The sequence below is a fragment of the Massilia pseudoviolaceinigra genome (assembly GCF_030846505.1).
GTDB lineage: Bacteria > Pseudomonadota > Gammaproteobacteria > Burkholderiales > Burkholderiaceae_D > Telluria_A > Telluria_A violaceinigra.
The window spans coordinates 38,361-58,956 of sequence record NZ_JAVCWL010000007.1 but is presented as its reverse complement, the minus strand read 5'-3'; the positions used below and the strand labels follow the sequence as shown (position 1 = coordinate 58,956).

Genomic DNA, 20,596 nt, shown 5'->3' with positions numbered 1-20,596 from the left:
GGCGCGAGCCTGGTCAGTTATCCAGGGCGCCGTTGACCAGGTCCGCCACCAGGGTGGTCAGGCGGCAGCGCGCCCGCGCGGGCGCAAACGTCTTCGCATGGCCCCATGCGCCAGCCGCGAAGGTGGCAAAGCCGTCCGCCTGCCACGGCGGCGAGCGGACCAGCGCCAGCTCGTCGCCGATGGCCGCGGCCAGCGCCGCGATGTCGCCCGTCGGCACCAGGCGCGCGAAGCCGCCGGCGATGGCCGGCGTGTTTGAATTGTCGTAGCAGACCACCCGGCATCCTGCCGACAGCGCTTCCACGATCGGCACGCAAAACCCTTCATGGTAGGTGGGCAGGACGAATACGTCGCCCTGCGCCAGCAGGCGCTGCTTGAGTTCGTCAGGGGCGTCGCCGTGCAGGCGCAGCGTGACACGCGAGTCGAAAACGCGCGCCCACTCGGCGGCTGCGCCGTGCACCGCATCGACCAGCACCGGATCGGAGAAGCCCAGGTTGGCCACCAGGTCGAGCGCAATCTGCGCAGTGGTGTCGGCCCGCAGGCAGCGCGCAACGGCGTCCAGCAGGTCGGCCACGCCTTTTGACTGCACCAGGCGGCCGATGAAGACGATGCGCACGATGCAATCGGCATGCCCCGGCTTGGCGGCGCAGGGCTGCGCCTGTCCGTGCACCGCCAGCGGCAGCACGCTTGCCGGCGTGGTCACGGCCGCCGTGCGCAGCACTGCCAGGTTGCTGGCACTGTCGCAGGCCACGTGGTCGGCAAACATGACGTTTCCCATCTGCGCGAACGACTTGTCGATGGTGGCGTGATGTTCGGCGCCGACGAACTGCTTGGGCGTGATGTTATGGAACACCACCAGGCGCCGCGCACGCGCCGGCACCAGCATGATCAGGTCGAACAGCGGATAGAAAATCCCGAAATGGAAAATGACCGCATCGCTGGCCTGGAAATGCGGGTCGGGCACTATGTCGGTGACGTCACGCACGAGCCGGTGCGGCACGGCGGCATGCTCGCAGGCGTAGGCGAACAGCACGACCTCGTGGCCGGCCTCGATCAGCCAGCCGATGTTGTCGGCGATGGCGTTCGAGATGGCGTCGTTCCTGACGCAGATGCCGTGGACAACCGAAATTTTCATTGGTAGGCCTGCGCAAACCGGCCGACAGCGATGCCATACAACGGCGCGCTGTCCTGCGCCATGCGGCGCGAGATGAATTTGTCTTCAAACAGCACGCGCCCCGCACGGCCCATGGCGGCGCGCAGTTCGGGCGATGCGGCCAGCGTGCCGATGGCGCCGGCCAGCGCGGCGCTGTCGCCCGGAGCAACCAAAATGCCGTTGACGCCATCGCTGACCACTTCTGGCATGCCGCCCGCAGCGCAGCCGATTACCGGGCGCGCCTCGCGCATGGCTTCGACAAACACCAGTCCGAACGACTCGTAGCGGCTGGGCGCCACGAACAGGTCGCAATCGCGGTAGGCGGCGCGCAGGGTGGCGTCGTCGACGCGTCCTTCAAACGTGACCCGCTCGCCCCACGCGGCCAACTGGCCATTGCGCCGGCAGTGTTCCTTGTAGCTGATCGTCCCGCCCGACATGAGCAGCGTATCGTCGCCGATGATGCGAAAGCGCACCCGCGGATGCTGCGCCAGCACCGGGTCGACCGCCGCGAGCAGCACGTCGATACCCTTGCGCGCTTCAAGGCGGCCGACGAACAGCACCGTGATGCTTCCATCGGCGCGGGTGGCCGGCGCCACCGCGTGCGGCACGTCGGGCATCCCGAGCGGCACCAGGCGCAGGGTGGCGTCGTCGAAGCGGAAGCCGTAAGCCTGCTCGATGTCGCGCCGGATCGCGGCGCTGTTGGCGCGGATCGCCTGCGAACGCTGCATGAGCTCCTTTTCGAGCGCCAGCATGGGCGTGCCGAAGCGCGCCATCCACGCGGCATCGTCGCGCAGTTCGGTGCGGCCCTGCAGCGAGAAATGCAAGGTTGTGTGCAGGCTGGTGACCAGCGGCCACTCGGCGGCCAGCAGAAAGGCCGCGCCTTCGGCATCCCAGATGGGCGCTTCGACCAGGTCCAGCGGACGCTGGCTGGCAATGCGGCGCGCCTCGGCCAGCGCGCTGGCGGACCAGTTCCAGATTTCTTGCGGGATGCTGCGTTCGAGCGCTTCGCAGGTACGCGCGTACTCGCGCAGCGCGATCCGGTGCACCCACACGCCGCCCACCAGTTCAACGTGGCTGTGGGTGGCGCTTTCGGTAATCACGTACACCTGGTGGCCTTCGGCGGCCAGCGCCTCGGCCAGGTCGCGGCTGAAGGTGGCGATGCCGCCACGATGATTGGGCGGGTAGTCGCGCGAGACCAGCGCCAGCGTGCGAGCCTGCGCATTGCCAATGGTCGCAAACGGCAGGAATTGGCCGTGCCAGCGGGCGCGTTTGGCGGTGTCGATACCGTTTGCGACAGGCGCCAGCCCGTGCCGCACGCCGGTGTCCCAGGCGCGCGCATGCTCGTCCTCGAACCCGGCGCGGCGCTCTTTGCCGGCGCTGCCGTTGGCGATCATGAATTCCAAGTGGCGCCGCTGCGACGCGGCCGTCTCGCCGTTGTGGGCGTCGATCTGGGCACGCGTGGCGTACGCCAGGCCGTGCTTGAGCGAGAAGTAGATGGTGTTCTTGAGGATCGGGTAAATCGCGCGCGGCAGCCGGGCATGATCGCGCACTTCGTTGGGCGCGGTCTTGTGGTGCACGTACGCGTGCGGCAACTGCTTGAGCAGGTAGCCGGCATCGACCAGCCGGCAGCAGACGTCGGTCTCGTCGAGGAAGTACTCGAACTCCTCGTCGAAACCGTTCACTTCCAGCAGCGCCGAACGCAGGAAGGAGGCGTTGGTCCCCTGCAGATAGGGAAATTCGCGCGAGCCGGGAAAGCACAGCTGCGGCGTGTCTTTGCGATGGCTGATATCGACGTCGCCGAGCCGGTTGGCGGTGGCGTAGTGGTACTGAAAAGTGTAGCCGCTGCAGTCCAACACGCGCCCGCCGGCGCCGCCCACGCCCGGCTCCTGATAGGCCGCGGCCAGCTCGGTGAGCCATTCGGGTTCGGGAATGGCGTCGTCGTCGATGAACGCCACCACGTCGCCTGCCGCCATGCAGATGCCGATATTGCGCGACACCGACAGGTTGGCGACATCGCAGCGCGCGGTGCGGATGCGCGGCAGCCAAGTTGCGATCACCTGCTCCGAATCGTCGGTGGAAGGGCCGTTGACGACGATCACCTCGAACCGGCCCGCGTAGCGCAGGCGGCACAGGCTCTCGAGCGTTTCCTGCAGCAGGGCGGCGCGGTTGAGGGTATTGATCACGATCGAAAAGGTGATCATGGGCGCTGCGCGGCCTCCAGCTGGTCGAGACGCTCGCGCAGCGCTGCCAGGTCGCGCCCGATCAGGCGCAGCGCGACCGGCGTGGACACGACCAGGTTGTGCGGATCGCGCTCGGCCGCCAGCACGCGGGCGTTGAGTTCGGATATCGTCTTGAGCAGCATCGGCAACTGTTCCCTGGCAAGGGCATCGCGCCGCAGGTTATCGTCCGGCAGGCGCACGACGGCCACCACGGTCCGGATCAGGCGGCCCAGCAGCGGCCAGCCCGCCATGCCGCGCACGGCACGTTTGATCAGCGTTTTCATCGGACAGCACCTATTTTCTCTATAGCAAGACTGCCGGATTCTGGGGGGGCATTACGTATCTGTCAATAGTGCTTAAGCGGAAAGCGCGCTTGACGGGCTCAAATAGAATCTATATTCTATTTGAATGGTCAGACTCGCAAAATACAATGCACATACATTCATCGACGGCGCCATCGGCATCGCCGCCGCCTGCGGCATCGGTTCGGTGTCGATGTCGGCGATCGCCATCCGGGCCGGCGCACCGATCGGATCGGTCTATCACCGCTTCGATTCGCGCAGCACGCTGCTGGCGCACGCCTGGCTGACGGTGAAAGCCGATTTTCGCGAACAGGTGGCCCGGCACTGGGATGAAGACGACACGTGGATACCGGTGGCGGCGCTGCTCGACTGGTGCCGCAGCAACCCGGTGTACGCGCGCTTTTTGCTGCAGTACGAAGACTGCCCGGACCTGGGCGCGCCGCTCACGCCGGAACTGAGCGAGCTGCTCGAAGCGGAGCAGGCGCGCCTCGACGCCTGCTTCGAGCGCTGCCTGCGGCGCCGTGGCGCAGATGGCGACGATGCGGCCCATACGCTGCGTTTCATGCTGATCGATGCCCCGATCGCCATCGTCAAACCCTACCTGGCCCAAAACAAGGCGATTCCCGCCTCGCTCGACGCGATCCTGCGCGCCTCGCACGACGCCGTCGGCGCGCTGGCCGCCACACCTCACTGAGAAACCCCATGCGCTATTCCACACAAACAGAACACGGCAAACCGATTCCCCTGTACGACGAAGCGGGCTTCGAGGCCATGCGCGCGGCCGGCCGCGTGGCCGCCGACACGCTCGATTTCATCGCGCCGCACGTGCGAGCCGGCGTGTCGACGGCAACGCTGGACGCCATGTGCGAAGAATTCATGCGCGCCGCCGGCAGCATTCCAGCCACCATCGATTACCACGGCTACAAGCACGCCAGCTGCATTTCGGTGAACCACGTGGTCACGCACGGTATTCCGTCGGACAAAAAGATCCTGCGCGAGGGCGACATCGTCAACATCGACGTCACGCCCAAACTCAATGGCTGGTTCGGCGACACCAGCCGCACCTTCGAAGTCGGTACGGTATCGATCCTGGCCAAGCGCCTGGTAAGTTCAGCCTACGAGGCGATGATGACGGGCGTGCGCACGGTGCGTCCGGGCGCCACCCTGGGCGACGTCGGCGCGGCGATCGAGACGTATATCAAGGCGCAGGGCTTTTCATCGGTTCGCGATTTTTGCGGCCATGGCATCGGCCAGGTATTCCACGATACGCCGCAGGTGACGCACTACGGCCGCCCCGGCACCGGCATCGTTCTCGAACCGGGCATGATCTTCACGATCGAACCGATGGTCAACGTCGGTACCCACCAGGTGACGGTGCTGCCCGACAAATGGACCACCGTGACCAAGGACCGCAAGTGGTCGGCCCAGTTCGAGCACTCGGTGGCGGTGACAGAGAGCGGCGTCGAGATCTTTACGCTGTCGGCCGCCGAGCGCTAACGGTTCCGGTAAGCGCCGATTTCGGCTTGCGCCGCCGCGCGCAGCGCTGCCGCATCGACGCCCAGCGCCACCAGCGAGCGTGGCGCCACGCCCTGGCGCATCGCCGCCACCAGCGCCACCACGTGCGCACCCAGCAAGGGGCCACGTTCGCCCGAACGCTGCTGCGCCAGGGTTTGCATCAGATCCGCGCCCGACGGCGCCGCCTCGTACAGGCCCCGGCTTCGTTCGAGCGGCTCGGATGCATCGAGCGCGCTGGCCGCAGCATCGGCCGTGAGGCCCGCAAAACGCAGCGCGTCGCGGTACTGCTGCGCGATCGCCCGCGGCAGTTGCGCCGGATCGGCATGGACCTGTTCGAAGGCGCGGCGCGCCGTGCCATCTTCCAGGTCAAGCGCGGAGAGCAGGAAATGCTCCGCCGCCGGTTCGCGCTGCTGGTCGGCCAGCGCGTATTGTTCCGCCCTTTGGCACAGATGCTGAATCGTCTTCATGTCGCCCAGACGCTGGCGTATGCGTTGAAACATCGACTGCCTCCCGTTTAACTGTCGTCGTCCGTCACTGAACCGGCCAGGCGCTTGTGGGCGGCCTGTTTCGACACGCCCAGTGCCTGTGCAATGTCGCTCCACGACCAGCCCTGCTTCACCGCCGCGTTGACGGCCTTGCGTTCGAGCGCATCGGCGTAACGGCGCAGCGCCACGACCGCCGCCAGGGCTTCGGCGGGGTCGTCGGGGGAAGGCATATGGCGGGGATCGATCATGGGAGTGAAGATAAGCCAGGCCGGCGATTCTGTCAACATATGTTGACGAACGGCCTGGATAACGCGGCCCGGACGTTAATACCACATTTTTGCGCTTGCCAAATTGGTATGCATAAAACATGGCAAGCGGCACCCGGCTGCGGGATGCCGCCTGGAATCAAGTATTGGTGCAGGCCTTGCCGGACAAGCCATCGGCCACGCCGCGCAAGGCCGGCTTTTGCTGATAGGCGCCGTCGAACAGCAGCGGCCAGTCGGCGTGCGCGTTTTTAAACAGGTCGCTGATGAGCCAGCTGCTTGGATCGCTCACGCCCCACACCGTCACGCCGCCGCGCAGTCTGGCCGGTACCGTGTCCATATACGCTTTCACGACTTCGCAATAGCGCTTTTTCTGCGCCAGCGCCAGTGCCGGCGTCAGTTCGCGCTTGATGTCGCCGGCCTGGTACGGCGGGCTGAATGGATTATTGATGGGGATATCGAGTTCGGTGATCTTGACCTTCAGATTGCGGTCCACGGCCCGCTTGAATGCGGCCGAAATGGTGCTCACCGACGGATAATCCATATAGATATGCATCTGGAAGCCGACCCCGCTGATCGGCACCGAACGCGCCTTGAAACCGTCGAGCATCTCGGTCAGGGTTTGCAGCTTGGCGGCGTCGGCCTCGATGTTGTAATCGTTGTAGTACAGGTCGGCCTTCTTGTCGACGGCGCGCGCATTGATGAACGCCTGTTCGATATAGTCGGCGCCCGTCTTCTGGTAAAAAATCGAATTGCGGTAGCCGCCGCCGTCGTTAATGGCTTCGTTCACCACATCCCAGCTCGCGACTTTGCCGGAGAAGTGCCTGGTAATCGTTTGCACGTGGGTCTTGAGCATCGCCAGCCAGGCCGCTTTATCGCCCTGATAGTTTTTCATGAACGCCGGAACCTGATAGTCGGAGTGCCAGATCAGGGCATGCGCGTGCAGGGTTTTGCCATTGTCCCTGGCGAACTTTAAAAAGTCGTCGGCCTGGGTGAAGTTATAGGTATCCTGGGCCGGATGCAGATAGCTCATCTTCATGATATTGCCGGCCGTGAGCTGGCTGAAATGCGTCTTGATGACTGCCTGCTGCGCCGGGCTGTTGGTATAGCTGAAGGCTTCATTGCCATAGGCGACCGAGACGCCGACCGGGAACGTGGCCAGCCTGCTTAATCTGCTGACGTCGGTCCCGCTGGTTTTTTCGGAGGAGCCGGAGTCGAAGCCGGTCATGCTGTCCTCCGCCTCGCCAGCCAACGCAGGCGGAGGCGCATCGTCGGCCTGCGGGATCGCATCGGCCACAGCGTCGGCGGCCACCGGTGGCGCTGGCGCGGCCGTGGGGTTGCCCGGGTCGGCGTCACCGCCGCAGGCGGAAAGGAGCAGGCATAAACTGAACGTGGCAGTAGAAAGTCGCATCGGGTCTCCAGAGTGTTTTTGTGGGTTGCAACATTGAATGCACTGAATCATGAAAACGTTTTCATTAGCAAATAAATAACTTTTTGATTTTTTGATTGTGCGGTAAACATCTTCGTAAGTCAATCGTCGAAACCCCTTCGCGACCACTTCCCGGCCGGCGTTTGCCGGCCTCGAAATCGTTATCTTTTTGCTTGCAACAGAACCTTCCATCCCGCACTGGTATTGCTCGCAGGGGTAATTTTGAAAACCAGTTGACTACCACTTTCACGGCGATCATCCTGACGGATTTTGAACTGCAAGCGAGCGCGCGATGTCGGCCGGACCGGCTGTATGCGTGCGTCCGACGTCGTCCTGCCCGAAAGGTAAATCAACATGAAAACACTCACCACCATCGCCGGCGCCTGCGCGCTGTTGTGCAGCGCCAGTGCCATGGCACACGGCTACATCACCCAACCCGAATCGCGCAACCTGCTGTGCAAACAAGGCGGCAACAGCGCCTGCGGCGCCATCCAATGGGAACCGCAAAGTCTGGAGGCGCCATCCGGTTTTCCGGCCCAGGGACCGGCGGACGGCGTCATCGCCTCGGCCGCACTGGCGCAATTCGGCGAACTCAATGAACAGACCAGCAGCCGCTGGACCAAGCGAGCCATGCAGGCCGGCGCCAACGTCTTCAAGTGGCAGTTCACGGCCAACCACGCCACGCGCAACTGGCGCTATTACATCACCAAATCGAACTGGAATCCGAACCAGAAATTGACGCGCGCTTCGTTCGACCTGACCCCGTTCTGCGTGATCGACGGCGGCAACCGCCAGCCGCCCGCGCAGGTCAGCCACAACTGCACGGTACCGCAGCGCACCGGCTACCAGGTGATCCTGGGCGTGTGGGAAATCGGCGATACGCCGAACAGTTTCTATAACATGATCGATGTGCTGTTCAAGGATGGCGGAACGGTACCGGTGCCGGAATGGACGCAGCGCGGCGCGATTTATCCGTCGGTCGACCTGGCCGCCGGCGACAGCGTGGCCACGCGCGTGTTCGACGCCGCGGGCGAAAAACCGGAACTGCAAACCAAGGTCACCATCGGCAGCGCCAGCGAAGGCTTGCGCAATAACTGGGCGCATCTGCTGGCCACCCGCATCAACGCCGAACAGCCGCAGCTGCAAGCGGGCCAGATGGGCCAGGACGGCAAGATCACCCCGGTGTACGGACAGAACACCGTGTATGCGAAGACGGCCAGCGCGCTGACCCGGGTGGAAGTGCAGATCAACAAGGACCAGACACCGCCGCCGGCCGACTTCAGCGTCAGCGATTTGCGCACCTCGTATGTGATCAAGGGCGGGCAACTGGCGATCAATTTCAGCGTCAGCGCCAATGCCGACATGGACGTCAGCGCGTATGTGTACGACCAGGCGGGCGTGTCGAAGGGCTTTGCAACGGCGCCGCTGAACAACAACAGCGCGGCGCTGGCGGTGAACCTGAACGCACCCAAGGCGGGCGCGCACCAGCTGGTGCTCAAGGCGGTGGTCAAGGACGGCGGCGCGGTGCTGCAGAAGACGTTCCCGCTGACGCTGACCGAAGAAGGCGGCAGCGCGGCCTACGATCATGTGTTCCCGGCCTCGCTGGCCACCTACAAGGCCGGCACCCGCGTGCTGCAGCAGAAGAACGGCAAGGTCTACACCTGCAAGCCGTTCCCGTACAGCGGCTGGTGCTCGCAGTGGACTGCGGCATCGACGCACTATGAGCCGGGCGTGGGCGCGAACTGGCAGGACGCCTGGATCGCACCGTAAGCCGGCAGGCTTGCTTATCTGGTAGCGGCGGCGGGGGCGCTCATGCGCACCTCCGCCAGCTTCCACGAGGCCAGGCCGTGTCGCTCCATCACGAGCGACATGCGCCGGTCGCCGGGCTTTTCCGGGTCCAGGTGCATGATGAACTGGCTCAAGCCGACGCGCTCGGACGTGTACTTGGGATCGGGCTTCTTCGCCGCATCGCCTTCCACGCGCTGCGGACGTGGAGCCAGCGTTCCCTGTTCCATCGCGCGCATGACGAATTCCGGCCGCACCATGGCGTCGACCATCTTGTCGGCCATCGCCATTCCCAGCATCTTGCCGATCGCCGCGCCAGCCTCACCGAGCCCGCTGGTATCGCTGCGCTTGACTTCCTCGTTCATGGCAGCACTGAGCTGCACCTTGACGCTTTCGCGCAGGCGCGGATAGTCGACGCGCTCGTTGAAGCGCTCGGCGTTGTTCTCGCGGGCCGCCGCGCGCATCTGGTGCAGGGCGATCAGGGGGGAGTAGTACCAGTACGCTGCGCCGGCGGCGACGCAAAGCGTGGCGATACCGAGTTTGAGGTGAATTGCCTTCACGATGTCCTTCTGTAGGTTGACGGTGTGCCGATCGCACAGGGCGGATTCTACACGGCGCGCGCCGTCAAAATGTGATGATGAAGCGCGCGCCGGTGCCGACCGACTTGGCATAGCGCACGGCGCCGCCATTGCGGTGCACCAGCTGGCGCACCATGGCCAGGCCGATGCCGCCGCCCTTGCTCTTCGTAGAAAAGAAAGGCGTGAAGATATCGGCGATCACCTCGTCCGGCACGCCCGGCCCGTTGTCGCACACTTCGATGCGCAAGCGCCCGCCGCGCGCCAGTCTGGCACTCACCGCAACGTGCGGCGCGGCGCGCTGCGTGCACGCCTGCGCCGCGTTCTGGAGCAGGTTCACCAGCGCCTGTTCGAGCTGACCCGGATCGGCCATCAGTTCGAGCGATTCCGGTTCCACCCTGAAATCGGCGCTGCCGCCGCGCGCCTGCCACGCCGGCGCGATCAGGGCCGACAGGCGCGCGAACATTTCCTGCACCACCACCCGCTGCGGCGCAGCTTCCGGCACGCTGGCCAGGGCGCGGTAGCCGCTGACGAAACGGGTCAGGCTGTCGGCGCGGCGGGCGATGGCGTCGAGCGCGATGCCGAGGTCGCCGGCGATATCGGGCGGCAGGCTGGCGCGCACGCCGTGCACCATGTCGCGCGCGCTGTGCGAGAGCGAGGCGACCGGCGTGAGCGAATTCATGATCTCGTGCGTGAGCACGTGCACCAGCTTTTGCCAGGCCTGCATGGCCTCCGCCGCGAGCTCGTTTTCCATCGGGGTCAGGGCCACCAGCCGCTGCGGCCGCCCTTCGATGCTCAGTGCGCCGGCAGTCGCCAGGGCGCGCTCGATGCCTTGTTCGGTATCGACGTCGATCATGCGGCGCTGGCCCGGCGCCAGGCCAGCCAGGGTACGGCGCAGGGCATCGAGGTCGGTGGCGCGGCCGGGCGCCAGCAGGCGGCGCGCGTTGGCGTTGACCGGCTCCACGGCGAAGGGCAGCTGTGCACTGTCGATACGGAACAGGGCGATGGGCGCATGCTCGACCTGCGATTCGAGCGCCAGCACGCGCGCGGCCATTTGCGCCTGGTCGTGCGGCACGCCGACCGGTATTTCCAGCGGCGGCAGGGGCGCCACCACGGCCGACGCGGCCAGTCCGCGACGAATCAACCCCACGGCCGCCAGCGCCGCCAGGACACTGCCCGTCGTCGCCAGCGAGACGGTGGCGCCATGCGCTCCGGCACTCCACGCGGCGGCGCCGAGCAGCAAGGCACCGGCCCAGATGGCGCGCCGTGGCGCGGCGTCAGAGGCCATGCTTGGCACGCTTGCGGTAAAGCGCGGCGCGGCTGATGCCCAGCAAGCCGGCGGCATGGGTGATGTTGCCGCGCACCTGCGCCATGGCGGCGGCCACGGCGTCGCGCTCAATGGCGTCGAGGACGAGCATGTCGGTGCTGGCCGCGCGCGGCACCGCGGCCGGCTCGCCGCCGTGCAGGCCGAAATCGGCGAGGCCGTGGATGCCGGGCTGGCCGAGGATCACCGCACGCTCGCAGGCGTGGCGCAACGCGCGCACATTGCCGGGCCAAGGGTGCGCGCACAGCGCGTCGAAGGCGTCCGGGGCGATGGCGGCGGGCGGCTTGCCGTACAACTGCGCGTAATGGGCCAGGTAATGGCGCAGGAGCGCGGGAATATCGTCGCGCCGCTCGCGCAAGGGCGGCACGCGGATCACGATGGTGTTGAGGCGGAACAGCAGGTCGGGCCGGAACACCTGAGCGTCATACAGCCTGGCTTCATCGAGATTGGTAGCGCTGACGATGCGCACGTCGATCGCTTGCGGGCGGTCGGCGCCGAGCGGCGTGACTTCGCGCCGCTCCAGTGCCGTCAGCAGTTTCGATTGCGCGGCCAGCGGCAGGTTGCCTATTTCGTCGAGAAACAGGGTGCCGCCGGACGCCGCCTGGAAGCGCCCGGCGCGGTCGCTGCGCGCATCGGTAAACGAGCCTTTGCGGTGGCCGAACAATTCGCTCTCCAGCGTCGTTTCCGGCAGGCTGCCCATGTCCACGGCGAGAAATTGGCCCGCGGCGCGGCGCGAGGCCAGGTGCAGCGCGCGCGCGACCAATTCCTTGCCGACGCCATTCTCGCCCAGCACCATGACATTGGCCTGCGTGGGCCCGACGCTGGCGATCAAAGCGCGCAACTGGCGCATCGGCAGCGATTCGCCCATCAGGGCATCAAGGGCGCCGCTGGCCGGTGACGCCGGCGCAGCGCGCCGCGCCAGCGCGCCTTCCACGATGGCGAGCAGGCGCGCGTTATCCCATGGCTTGGTCAGAAAATCGCTGGCGCCGCGCTTCATCGCCTCGACCGCCAGCGCCACATCGGCGTAGGCAGTCATGACGATGACCGCCGGCGCATCGGGCAGCGCGCGCAGCTGGTCGAGCACCGCCAGGCCCTCGGCGCCGTCGGTGCGGCCGGGTGCGAAGTTAAAGTCGAGCAGCACCACGTCGGGCACGCCGCCCTGCAGGTGGCGCGCCAGTTGGCGCGGATCGGCCAGGGTGGTCACTTTGGCCGCGCAGCGGCGCAGCACCAGTTGCGCCGCATAGGCGACGTCGGCGTCGTCGTCGAGGATCAGGATGCGGGCGGGAGTGTCAGCCATGGCGCGGAGGATGAAAGCAGGTGCGCCGATTCTAGCAGCAGGCCGCCGGCGCCACCAATCAAACCGGCCGATCGCGGCCCAGGTGTCCGGAAGCGCACACTTCGCACCGTCCGCTTTCGCACGGATGACGCACAACGCACCTGTGCGAACGGGCGCTTGCCCCTGGCGGGCGCATGGCACGGATGTTGCGATCCATCCGTGCATTACTTCACAGCCCGATCGTCGCCATGATTGTTCCGATAGCCCCACCAGCAGAGCGCAGCAGCGGCGCCGCCATGGATCAGCCGCTGCAGCGGCGCCGTGGCAGACGCGCCTTGAGCGCCGCGGCGCTCGCGCTGGCCCTGCTGGCCGGCGGCGCGGCCTTGTGGCAGCAGCTTCCGCGCGGCTTGCAGGTGGCGCGGGCGGACGCGCGCATCGCGAGCGTGACGCGCGGCGTGTTCCGCGACGACGTGGCCTTGCGCGCCATCGCCGCGCCGCTGCACTCGGTGATGCTCGACGCGGTCGAATCGGGCCGGGTGGAAGAAGTCTTCGCACGCGACGGTGCGCCCGTAAAGCAGGGCGAGGTGCTGTTCCGGCTGTCGAACCCGCAGCGCCGACTGGACCTGCTGGCGCGCGAGGCGGAGCACGCGCAGCAGATTTCCAACCTGACCAACCTGCGCATCGCGCTCGAAGCGAGCCGCAGGGAACGCGAGCGGCGCGGCGCCGAACTGGCGTTCGCCCTGGCCCTGGCCGACAAGCAGCACGCGCGCAATGCAGCGCTGGCGCAGAAGGGCTTCGTGTCGTCGAACGCGCTGGAAGACTCGCAAGATCGCGTGGCGCAGCAGCGCCGCCTGTACGAGAGCGAGAAGGCCGGCTACAAGAGCGAAACGGCCACCCAGCGCGACGCCGTCAGGCAGATGGAGCAAGCCATCGGCCGGCTCGAAGCTGGCCTGCAGCTGGTCAACGCCACCATCGATGCGCTGGCGGTGCGGGCCCCGGTGTCGGGCCGCCTGACCGATTTTCATTTGCAGGTCGGCGAAACCGTCAAGCCCGACCAGCACCTGGGCCGCATCGACGACGTGGACCAGTTCAAGCTGGCCGCGCGGGTCGACGAGTATTACCTGAACCGGGTGGCGGTGGGCCGCCAGGGAACGACCACCATCAACGGCCGCGCGCACGCGCTGACGGTGAGCCGGATCTACCCGCAAATCAAGGAGGGCCGCTTTGCGCTGGAACTGGCGTTCGCCGACGGCCAGCCGCCAACGCTCAACCCGGGCCAGGGCATGGAAGCGCTGGTTACGCTGGGCGGCGCCAGCGAGGCGCTGCTGCTGCCGCACGACGCCTTCGTCAACGACAGCGGCGGCGTGGCGGTGTATGTGCTGGACAAGGATGGAGGAACAGCCGGGCGGCGCGCAATTCGCACCGGCCGGCGCAATAACACCCAGGTCGAGGTCCTCGCTGGCCTGGCGCCGGGCGAGCGGGTCATCGTCTCGTCGTATGCCGGCTATGGCAAGGCGGCCCGGCTGCAGTTCCTGGACTAGATTTTTCATGTTTGCCTACCCGGAGATGACACAATGAACCCCACATCAATCCACCCCACACCACGACAGAAGGACGGCATGCTCAAGCTACTCAATGTCAGCAAAACGTTCCAGGGCGGCGAAGTGCGCACCACGGCACTGGACCGCATCACGCTCGATATCGATGCCGGCGAATACGTGGCCATCACCGGGCCGTCCGGCTGCGGCAAATCGACCCTGCTGTCGGTGCTGGGATTGCTCGACACGCCCGACAGCGGCGAATACTGGTTCGACGGCCAGAACGTGGCCGGGTGGAGCGAAGCGCAGCTGAACCGGCTGCGGCGCGGGCGCATCGGCTTCATCTTCCAGAGCTTTAACCTGATCGAGGAATTGTCGGTGGCCGAGAATGTGGAACTGGCGCTGGAGTACATGAACGTGCCGGCCAAAGAACGGCGCGAGCGCGTCGCGGCAATGCTCGACAAGCTGGGCGTGGCGCACCGCGCCAAACACCGGCCCTCGCAACTATCGGGCGGGCAGCAGCAGCGCGTGGCGATCGCGCGCGCGCTGGTGGCAAACCCCGCGATGCTGCTGGCCGATGAACCGACCGGCAACCTCGATAGCGCGCATGGCGATGACGTCATGCGCCTGCTGCGCCAGATTAATGCGGAAGGCACCACCATCATCATGGTGACGCACTCGCCGTCGCATGCGGCGCAGGCATCGCGCACCTTGCGCCTGCTCGACGGCCGCATTCTGGTCGATGCGCTGCAAGCGGCGTGAGGGAGCGATCATGAAACTTACGGATTTTCGTATCGGCTGGCGCACGCTGCTGCAGGAACCGGCGTATTCGCTGGTCGTCATCGCCGGCCTGGGCGTGGGCTTTGCGGCGGCCCTGCTGCTGTTTGGCTTCGTGCGTTTTTCATGGAAGTACAACGCCGAGGTTCCCGGCGCCGATCACGTCTACATCGTCAAGCAGCGCTACAACGTGGACCCGAAGGCGCCGTGGTTCGACCAGGCGCCGATGATGCTGCGCATGGCCGCCGCCAAGGCGCCCGGCGTGATCGCCTCGACCGCCTACATTCCGACGCGCCCGCACATCAAGGGACTGACGACGACCATCAATGGCCAGCTGCATGCGATGGACGGCCTGACGGTGATGCCGGAATTCGCCGGCATCCTCGGCTTGCAGGCAGTGCGCGGGAACCTCAAGGCCGCGCTGGAGCGGCCGGAAGGCTTTGCCATCACCGAAGCGGCGGCGATCAACCATTTCGGCACGGCCGATATCGTGGGGCGCACCATGCTGGTCGAGGGCAAGCTGCTGCGCGCCACGGCGGTGCTGCGCACGCCGGCCGCCAACACCACCATCCCGTTCGAGGTGCTGGTGGGCGTGCGTTCAGTGCTGGCCGAGGCGCACGTGCAGGAAGAGATGATGACGGGGAAATCGGGCTGGTGGGGCAAGGTGCTGGTTCGCATCGATCCCGCGGCGTCGGTGGCTGCGTTGACGGCATCGTTGCAGCAGGCCGTTGACGACGCACCCGGCATCCAGAACGTTCCGCCGGAAACCAAACAGCGGCTGGGGAAACGGAAGGTGATGGATGTCGCGCTGTCGTCGCTGCGGGACGCCTATTTCGACCGCGACATGGGACAGACCGAGGTGATCGCGGCCGGGGAGCGCGGCAACCCGGTGGTGATTGCCGCACTGGCGGCGATGGCCGCGCTGATCCTGGCGATGGCCGCCATCAATTACGTCAACCTGGCGGCGGTGCGGGTGCTGCGGCGCCAGCGCGAGGTGGCCATGCGCAAGGTGCTGGGCGCGGGCGTGCGCCAGATCGTTTTGCAGCTGCTGGCCGAATCAATGCTGGTGGCGCTGCTGGCGACGGGCCTGGGCCTGCTGCTGGCGTGGATGGCGCTGCCCTTGTTCGCGCAACTGGTCGACCGCAAGCTCGATGGCATGCTGTCAGGCGCCAATATCGGCGCGGCGCTGGCCCTGGGCTTGGCGCTGGGCGCGCTGACGGCGGCGTATCCAGCGTGGATCGCCATACGCGTGCGTCCCAGCCAGGCGCTGGCGGGGCGCGGCGACAGCGAGTCGGCGCGCGGCATGCAGCTGCGCCGCGTGATGACGGTGGTGCAGGTGGCCACCGCCATGGGCTTTGCCGGCATCACGCTGGCGATTGCGTGGCAAACCGCGTATGCCATGCGCGTCTCGCCCGGTTTCGATCCGGCGCCACTTCTGATTGTCGACCTGCCGGAAACGATGCGCGACAGCGCCCGCGTGCGCAGCTTCGTCGCGGCGCTGTCGGCCCAGCCGGGCGTGGCCGGCACCGCGATCTCGGAAGACGCCGTGGGACGCCATCAGATGTCGTGGCTGCGCGACCTCAAGCGCCCGGACGGGATCAGCGCATCGATGGAAATGAAGTCGGTCAGCGCGGCGTTTTTCGAGCAGTACCGCATCGCGCCGCGCGCCGGGCGGCTGTTCGGCGCCGCCGTCGACAAGGAAGACGATCCGGTACCGCTGGTGTTGAACGCGATCGCCACCCGCGATCTCGGCTTCGCCAGTCCCGAGGCCGCGCTGGGCCAGACGCTGTTGTTTACCGGCTTCGATAACAAGGTCCTTCAGAAGCGCGTGGTGGGCATTGCACCGGAACTGCGCTTCCAGTCGCTGCGCGAACCGCCGCATGCGATGGCTTACGAGCTGTGGACCGCCGGGATGACGCTGAGCGTGCGCGCAACGGGTGCGCTGGCGCCGGTCGAGGCGGCGGTGCGCAGTTTATGGCCCCGGTATTTTCCCGATGCGATGATCAAGACGCACCGCGCAGATGCGATCCTGGCGCTCAATTATGCCGAGGATGCGCGGGTGGCCAAGCTGCTGGCGATTGCCACCGGCATCGCGCTGGCTATCGCGGCGTTCGGCACGTACGTGCTGGCGGCGCACACGGTGCAGCGGCGCTCGAAGGAAATCGTGCTGCGCAAGCTGCACGGGGCGCGCCGGTCCGCCATTGGCCTCTTGGTGGTGCGTGAAATCGGCACGCTGGCCGCGATCGCGGCGCTGATCGCATTGCCGCTGGCGGCGTTGGCAATCAACAGTTATCTGGCGACCTATGTCGAGCACGCGCCGATCGGTTACTGGACCTTGCTGTTTGCGCTGGCGTCGACCGTGGCGGTGGCGCTGGTGGCTGTGGCGCGCCACGCGTGGCTGGCGATGCGCATGCTGCCGGCGGACGCGCTGCGGGTGTAAGTACTCAGCGCAGCTTCATGAATTGGTTTCCATGAGATTGCGGCGATGGCGGTGGCGCTGACGCAGCCGATGGGGAGAGAGACGTTCGCATTCACATCGGCGCCTTTATTGTTCCTGTCGGGGGCCCGCTGGAGAGCGCCTGGGCATCCCTGACCCAGCCATTTTACATGTGTCGTGCGGTAGAATCGGAACGGTCGGCCCGCACTTTTGCGGCAGCCAATACTCATTTCAGGTATCCGCATGCAGACACTGATTCAGATCATCGAAACGTGGTGGACCGGCGCATCGCGCGGCGCGCCGGGATCGGTTTTGCGAAACGCCGTTCCGGAGCGCGTTTTGATTCCCGATTGCGCGCTGTCCGATCCGGTTCTGTTGCATCTTGTGCGGTCCTATGAAAGCCGCCAGTTCGCCATCGATCATGGTACGGAAGTGGTTCGTTTCGCCCAACAGCACGGCGAGGCCTTTCCGCTCACTATCGAGCACACGGCGGCAGGCATACATGTCGCTTTCCTTGGCTATCACACCCGGCGCAGACCGGCGAAAGCCGTTTCCGACGTGCTGCTGGAACCGAACTGCTGGGTGCGGATCATCGGGAATTATCGCATGGCGCAAGAAAGCGCTTGGGTGTATCGCAAGGTCGTGTTCAACATCTTCCACGGCCCGGCGCTGCGGGCCAACGAACTGATGGCAAGCAAACCGCCAATCGCGCGCATCGATCATCAGCGTCACCTGTGGTGACGCAGTTGGAGAATCAGCCTGCGCCGACGTCGCGCAGCATGTGGACGTCGTCGTAAAACACACCGTCGACGCACAGGGCGCGCGGCTCGTGGCCGACTATGCGAAATCCCATCGATTCATACAGTGCCAGTGCTGCCGCGTTGCCGGCGGTGAGGGTCAGCGTTACCTGGCGCAGCCCGGGCATGGCATCGGCGAAGCCCAGCGCGTGCGCGAGCAGCTGCCGGCCGACGCCCTTGTTGCGCCAGGCCGGCGCCACCACCATGCCGCGCACGAAGCCCTTGTGGCGCAGCTTGGGCGCACTCTCGCGGCCCACGCCGACGATGCCAACGAGTTCCGCGCCATCGAAAGCGCCGAAGCGGTTGCGTCCCGAATCTGGAGCCATATGCGCTTCGATGGTGGACAGCGGCGTGTCGCACTCTTCCTCGTAGCTGGCGCTGAAGGCGGACGGGCATTCCTGCAGGGACGCCAGACGCAGCGACTGGAACGCGGAGGCATCGGAGGGAACAAGGCGGCGAATCTGCATGGGAAGGCCAGTGAAGGGAGTCGGATGACGATGATAACCCAGTCCGCTACGGACGGTCACGTCGTCGCCGCTACGCTGTTCGACAATGCCGGCGTACAGATTGGGCCCGGCTGCAACGATTATTATCGACGTTGCGCCATCCAGGCCATCACGGCGTCACCGTCCTCGAAGACGTACGGGATACGCATAATGGCCCGTCTTTGCCGCGAAGAGAACAAGTACAAGGTTGTATTACCTTGCAACGTCATCTTCCCGTAGTCCGCTATGTCGCTGCGCGCAATTGTCCGGGTTGTGAATGCGCGGCGCAGGGTGAGCGAGCGTGGCGTCAGGGTGAGCCGGAAGCGTACCGACGTTGTCATGAGCCCGATGCCGCAGCACAAGATCACAAGAATGAACAGCGAGTTGAAAACCGCCTCGCCCTGATTAAGCTCGGCGCGCTTGGCTAGCAAAGAAAAACCAAGGGCAATGCTACCAATCGTTATGAAGGCGCCGAAGACGAAATACAGCACGCGTCTGGGAAAAGGTTCGCAGTAGTTCATCGCGAAGTACCGTTCGCTGAGGAGCCAGTGACGGAAAGCGGATTTGGCATCATTGTTGGAATGGGGGCTGAGTTGGCGAATGGATGTTTCATATGTCATTTTATGCAATGTGGCGCCAGGCCGCCAACGGTAAAAGACAATGACAAATACCATCGCAACTAGCCTTATTGGTTCTCCCCAGCCGGGCTGCGCGTAACACTGCCACAAGCCGGTTTTCCATGATGCGACGCCGGCCCGCGCCGGCGGTGTCGATCAGCCATTCGGTCGCATGGTGGTTGGCGAACGGGTCTACATAGCGGCTCAAGCGGACGTTGCGTATCTCATCCCGGCGCGCCCTTCGCCGGTTCCGCCGTCAAACTGGTAAAAATGGAAACCGTCCTCTGTCATCGCGATCGCGTGATAGTTGACCGGTTTGCTTATAGCGACCACGATTCTGGCCAGGACGCATAGCCCGAACATGGTCCACACCATGCCGGAGACGGTGGGGAACGAGGACGACACGGCCATCACCACGAACATGGCCAGGACCGTGACGATCGACGCGAGATGGTCGCGGTTCACGAGCGCACGGTTTCGTTGAGGGCGTTAAACGTGGCGGCCAGCGGGGCTTATTGACAGCCGCCGAGCAGTTGGCGAACCTGCTGGACGAATTTCTGCGCCGCCTGCGGTCCCTGCACTGCGCTTTTCATATAGCTCACGCGCAGTTTGACGAAGTTGTTTTTCATGGTGGTCAGATAGGATGCCGAGGCCAGTGTGCCTTCCGGCAGGTCGATCTCGAACTCGCGCACGATGAACTGGGGGCCGCAACCGGCGAACGTGGTGGTTCTTTCGGTTTTTCCGACGACTTGCGTCATGCGCACCTTGCCCGTGCCATCCCATGCTTTCAGGTCGGCGATGACTTGTTCAAAATGCTTGCGCACGACCGGCGCGTCGACATCCGCGGGCACGGAGGCCAGCCCGCCATTGTAGATATACAGCGCCCCGCGCATTCCCCTGTCGCTACCGGTATATTCGATCGCCACGCCGAGTGCCTTTTGCGGAAACGCCGTGCGCCCCTGGAAGGTCAGGCCGGCGATTTCAGAGGGAAACGATACACCGATGGACGGTTCATACGTGGTGGCTTGCGCCATGCTCGTGGTAGTGACAAAGCAAAGTGCGAGGGCGACTAGATGATTGCGCATGCTGGGGTTCCGGTGCGTGGGATCTGGGTTCAGACGGGGGCAGACGGGATTGTAGCCTGCCTGAACGCGGCGCTTTCTATTTGTCCGGCCGGGCCGACGGAGCAGCGGCATTCATGCTGCTGAGAACAGCATGTCAGCCAGCGGCACCGTCCCAGGGACGCAGCATGTCCGGCGAGGGCAGGAACGATGGCGCGGCGCCGGCCAAACCGTAGACCTCTATTCCGCTCAGCACACCCTGGCTTGAAAAGATGAATATGCCGGCCAGATCGTCACCGGTGCCGAACACAAAATCGCCAAGGACGTGAACACCAGCAGGGGCGGGGGGACGGCCCCGTATCTGGAAGTTGATGCTGGAGCAGCCACATCCGCAGCGCCATGGCGTGACCTCCAGCAAGTCCACCTGGCCGAGGTATTGCTGTGCGTCGGCGGCGCCGTTGCCTAGCATGTGGCGCACGAGTCCGAGCTCGGCTTCGGTAAGGGTACGATTGGCGGCAGCCGGCGGCACGGGGCCGTGGGCGGCATGTGTGTCTGGCACGC

At 65.5% G+C, this 20,596-nt stretch carries 21 protein-coding genes; 7 read left to right on the top strand and 14 right to left on the bottom strand.

Annotated elements, in window-relative coordinates; all coding sequences use genetic code 11:
- Nucleotides 1–13: 13 nt before the first annotated feature.
- From RBA40_RS08600 to RBA40_RS08590, 3 genes are read right to left on the bottom strand one after another with little or no spacing between them, the layout of a single operon-like run.
- On the bottom strand, nucleotides 14–1,132 hold the full coding sequence (locus RBA40_RS08600; RefSeq protein ID WP_306647533.1) for a glycosyltransferase family 4 protein: 1,119 nt from the start codon (nucleotides 1,130–1,132) through the stop codon (nucleotides 14–16).
- Entirely contained in the window at nucleotides 1,129–3,351 is a 2,223-nt protein-coding gene (locus tag RBA40_RS08595) for a glycosyltransferase (protein ID WP_306647532.1), read from the bottom strand. Before RBA40_RS08595 ends, RBA40_RS08600 begins: the two co-directional genes overlap by 4 nt.
- On the bottom strand, nucleotides 3,348–3,653 hold the full coding sequence (locus RBA40_RS08590) for a hypothetical protein (protein WP_306647531.1): 306 nt from the start codon (nucleotides 3,651–3,653) through the stop codon (nucleotides 3,348–3,350). Before RBA40_RS08590 ends, RBA40_RS08595 begins: the two co-directional genes overlap by 4 nt.
- A 124-nt stretch (nucleotides 3,654–3,777) precedes the next feature.
- On the opposite strand from RBA40_RS08590, the gene RBA40_RS08585 reads away from it, so the two are divergent.
- Entirely contained in the window at nucleotides 3,778–4,365 is a 588-nt protein-coding gene (locus RBA40_RS08585) for a TetR/AcrR family transcriptional regulator (protein WP_306647530.1), read from the top strand.
- A gap of 8 nt (nucleotides 4,366–4,373) precedes the next feature.
- A complete protein-coding gene (map, locus tag RBA40_RS08580) occupies nucleotides 4,374–5,168 on the top strand; it encodes a type I methionyl aminopeptidase (RefSeq protein WP_099873214.1) in 795 nt (264 codons plus the stop codon).
- On the opposite strand, the gene RBA40_RS08575 is transcribed toward map, so the two are convergent.
- From RBA40_RS08575 to RBA40_RS08565, 3 genes are all read right to left on the bottom strand, one after another.
- Nucleotides 5,165–5,686, bottom strand: a complete 522-nt coding sequence (locus RBA40_RS08575; protein ID WP_306647529.1) for a Clp protease N-terminal domain-containing protein — start codon at nucleotides 5,684–5,686, stop codon at nucleotides 5,165–5,167. The genes map and RBA40_RS08575 overlap by 4 nt on opposite strands.
- A gap of 14 nt (nucleotides 5,687–5,700) precedes the next feature.
- Entirely contained in the window at nucleotides 5,701–5,901 is a 201-nt protein-coding gene (locus RBA40_RS08570) for a helix-turn-helix domain-containing protein (RefSeq protein ID WP_306647528.1), read from the bottom strand.
- A gap of 175 nt (nucleotides 5,902–6,076) precedes the next feature.
- Nucleotides 6,077–7,345, bottom strand: a complete 1,269-nt coding sequence (locus tag RBA40_RS08565) for an endo-1,4-beta-xylanase (RefSeq protein ID WP_306647527.1) — start codon at nucleotides 7,343–7,345, stop codon at nucleotides 6,077–6,079.
- Between the two features lie 372 nt (nucleotides 7,346–7,717).
- On the opposite strand from RBA40_RS08565, the gene gbpA reads away from it, so the two are divergent.
- Nucleotides 7,718–9,133 carry an N-acetylglucosamine-binding protein GbpA gene (gene gbpA, locus RBA40_RS08560; RefSeq protein WP_306647526.1) on the top strand — a complete coding sequence of 472 codons (1,416 nt, stop codon included), beginning with the start codon at nucleotides 7,718–7,720 and terminating at the stop codon, nucleotides 9,131–9,133.
- A gap of 14 nt (nucleotides 9,134–9,147) precedes the next feature.
- On the opposite strand, the gene RBA40_RS08555 is transcribed toward gbpA, so the two are convergent.
- The 3 genes from RBA40_RS08555 to RBA40_RS08545 form a co-directional block, all read right to left on the bottom strand.
- Complete coding sequence (locus RBA40_RS08555; RefSeq protein ID WP_306647525.1) at nucleotides 9,148–9,708, bottom strand: DUF2939 domain-containing protein; 561 nt, start codon at nucleotides 9,706–9,708, stop codon at nucleotides 9,148–9,150.
- Between the two features lie 64 nt (nucleotides 9,709–9,772).
- Nucleotides 9,773–11,011 (bottom strand): sensor histidine kinase, encoded by a 1,239-nt coding sequence (locus RBA40_RS08550; protein ID WP_306647524.1) that lies wholly within the window; start codon nucleotides 11,009–11,011, stop codon nucleotides 9,773–9,775.
- Nucleotides 11,001–12,344 carry a sigma-54-dependent transcriptional regulator gene (locus tag RBA40_RS08545; protein ID WP_306647523.1) on the bottom strand — a complete coding sequence of 448 codons (1,344 nt, stop codon included), beginning with the start codon at nucleotides 12,342–12,344 and terminating at the stop codon, nucleotides 11,001–11,003. Before RBA40_RS08545 ends, RBA40_RS08550 begins: the two co-directional genes overlap by 11 nt.
- A 227-nt stretch (nucleotides 12,345–12,571) precedes the next feature.
- Here RBA40_RS08545 and RBA40_RS08540 point away from each other — a divergent pair, with 227 nt between their 5' ends.
- From RBA40_RS08540 to RBA40_RS08525, 4 genes are all read left to right on the top strand, one after another.
- Nucleotides 12,572–13,864, top strand: a complete 1,293-nt coding sequence (locus RBA40_RS08540; RefSeq protein ID WP_306647522.1) for an efflux RND transporter periplasmic adaptor subunit — start codon at nucleotides 12,572–12,574, stop codon at nucleotides 13,862–13,864.
- A gap of 78 nt (nucleotides 13,865–13,942) precedes the next feature.
- Entirely contained in the window at nucleotides 13,943–14,623 is a 681-nt protein-coding gene (locus RBA40_RS08535; RefSeq protein WP_099873230.1) for an ABC transporter ATP-binding protein, read from the top strand.
- A gap of 10 nt (nucleotides 14,624–14,633) precedes the next feature.
- The gene (locus tag RBA40_RS08530) at nucleotides 14,634–17,078 is read left to right on the top strand and encodes an FtsX-like permease family protein (RefSeq protein WP_306647521.1); all 2,445 of its coding nucleotides are present in this window, start codon (nucleotides 14,634–14,636) and stop codon (nucleotides 17,076–17,078) included.
- A 240-nt stretch (nucleotides 17,079–17,318) separates the two neighbouring features.
- A complete protein-coding gene (locus RBA40_RS08525) occupies nucleotides 17,319–17,816 on the top strand; it encodes a hypothetical protein (RefSeq protein ID WP_306647520.1) in 498 nt (165 codons plus the stop codon).
- 13 nt (nucleotides 17,817–17,829) lie between these two features.
- On the opposite strand, the gene RBA40_RS08520 is transcribed toward RBA40_RS08525, so the two are convergent.
- The 5 genes from RBA40_RS08520 to RBA40_RS08500 form a co-directional block, all read right to left on the bottom strand.
- Nucleotides 17,830–18,339 carry a GNAT family N-acetyltransferase gene (locus RBA40_RS08520; RefSeq protein ID WP_306647519.1) on the bottom strand — a complete coding sequence of 170 codons (510 nt, stop codon included), beginning with the start codon at nucleotides 18,337–18,339 and terminating at the stop codon, nucleotides 17,830–17,832.
- A 122-nt stretch (nucleotides 18,340–18,461) separates the two neighbouring features.
- Entirely contained in the window at nucleotides 18,462–19,031 is a 570-nt protein-coding gene (locus RBA40_RS08515) for a hypothetical protein (protein WP_306647518.1), read from the bottom strand.
- A gap of 147 nt (nucleotides 19,032–19,178) precedes the next feature.
- Nucleotides 19,179–19,439 carry a hypothetical protein gene (locus RBA40_RS08510; protein ID WP_306647517.1) on the bottom strand — a complete coding sequence of 87 codons (261 nt, stop codon included), beginning with the start codon at nucleotides 19,437–19,439 and terminating at the stop codon, nucleotides 19,179–19,181.
- Between the two features lie 47 nt (nucleotides 19,440–19,486).
- Nucleotides 19,487–20,008: a hypothetical protein gene (locus RBA40_RS08505; RefSeq protein WP_306647516.1), complete on the bottom strand. Its 522-nt coding sequence runs from the start codon at nucleotides 20,006–20,008 to the stop codon at nucleotides 19,487–19,489.
- A 184-nt stretch (nucleotides 20,009–20,192) separates the two neighbouring features.
- Nucleotides 20,193–20,594: a hypothetical protein gene (locus RBA40_RS08500; protein ID WP_306647515.1), complete on the bottom strand. Its 402-nt coding sequence runs from the start codon at nucleotides 20,592–20,594 to the stop codon at nucleotides 20,193–20,195.
- Nucleotides 20,595–20,596: the final 2 nt, after the last annotated feature.

Bases quoted from the DNA above. Each gene is read 5' to 3' on its own strand.
- RBA40_RS08600 (WP_306647533.1), bottom strand. From the start codon at position 1,132: ATGAAAATTTCGGTTGTCCACGGCATCTGCGTCAGGAACGACGCCATC.
- RBA40_RS08595 (WP_306647532.1), bottom strand. From the start codon at position 3,351: ATGATCACCTTTTCGATCGTGATCAATACCCTCAACCGCGCCGCCCTG.
- RBA40_RS08590 (WP_306647531.1), bottom strand. From the start codon at position 3,653: ATGAAAACGCTGATCAAACGTGCCGTGCGCGGCATGGCGGGCTGGCCG.
- RBA40_RS08585 (WP_306647530.1), top strand. From the start codon at position 3,778: ATGGTCAGACTCGCAAAATACAATGCACATACATTCATCGACGGCGCC.
- map (WP_099873214.1), top strand. From the start codon at position 4,374: ATGCGCTATTCCACACAAACAGAACACGGCAAACCGATTCCCCTGTAC.
- RBA40_RS08575 (WP_306647529.1), bottom strand. From the start codon at position 5,686: ATGTTTCAACGCATACGCCAGCGTCTGGGCGACATGAAGACGATTCAG.
- RBA40_RS08570 (WP_306647528.1), bottom strand. From the start codon at position 5,901: ATGCCTTCCCCCGACGACCCCGCCGAAGCCCTGGCGGCGGTCGTGGCG.
- RBA40_RS08565 (WP_306647527.1), bottom strand. From the start codon at position 7,345: ATGCGACTTTCTACTGCCACGTTCAGTTTATGCCTGCTCCTTTCCGCC.
- gbpA (WP_306647526.1), top strand. From the start codon at position 7,718: ATGAAAACACTCACCACCATCGCCGGCGCCTGCGCGCTGTTGTGCAGC.
- RBA40_RS08550 (WP_306647524.1), bottom strand. From the start codon at position 11,011: ATGGCCTCTGACGCCGCGCCACGGCGCGCCATCTGGGCCGGTGCCTTG.
- RBA40_RS08545 (WP_306647523.1), bottom strand. From the start codon at position 12,344: ATGGCTGACACTCCCGCCCGCATCCTGATCCTCGACGACGACGCCGAC.
- RBA40_RS08540 (WP_306647522.1), top strand. From the start codon at position 12,572: ATGATTGTTCCGATAGCCCCACCAGCAGAGCGCAGCAGCGGCGCCGCC.
- RBA40_RS08535 (WP_099873230.1), top strand. From the start codon at position 13,943: ATGCTCAAGCTACTCAATGTCAGCAAAACGTTCCAGGGCGGCGAAGTG.
- RBA40_RS08530 (WP_306647521.1), top strand. From the start codon at position 14,634: ATGAAACTTACGGATTTTCGTATCGGCTGGCGCACGCTGCTGCAGGAA.
- RBA40_RS08525 (WP_306647520.1), top strand. From the start codon at position 17,319: ATGCAGACACTGATTCAGATCATCGAAACGTGGTGGACCGGCGCATCG.
- RBA40_RS08520 (WP_306647519.1), bottom strand. From the start codon at position 18,339: ATGCAGATTCGCCGCCTTGTTCCCTCCGATGCCTCCGCGTTCCAGTCG.
- RBA40_RS08515 (WP_306647518.1), bottom strand. From the start codon at position 19,031: ATGGTATTTGTCATTGTCTTTTACCGTTGGCGGCCTGGCGCCACATTG.
- RBA40_RS08505 (WP_306647516.1), bottom strand. From the start codon at position 20,008: ATGGCGCAAGCCACCACGTATGAACCGTCCATCGGTGTATCGTTTCCC.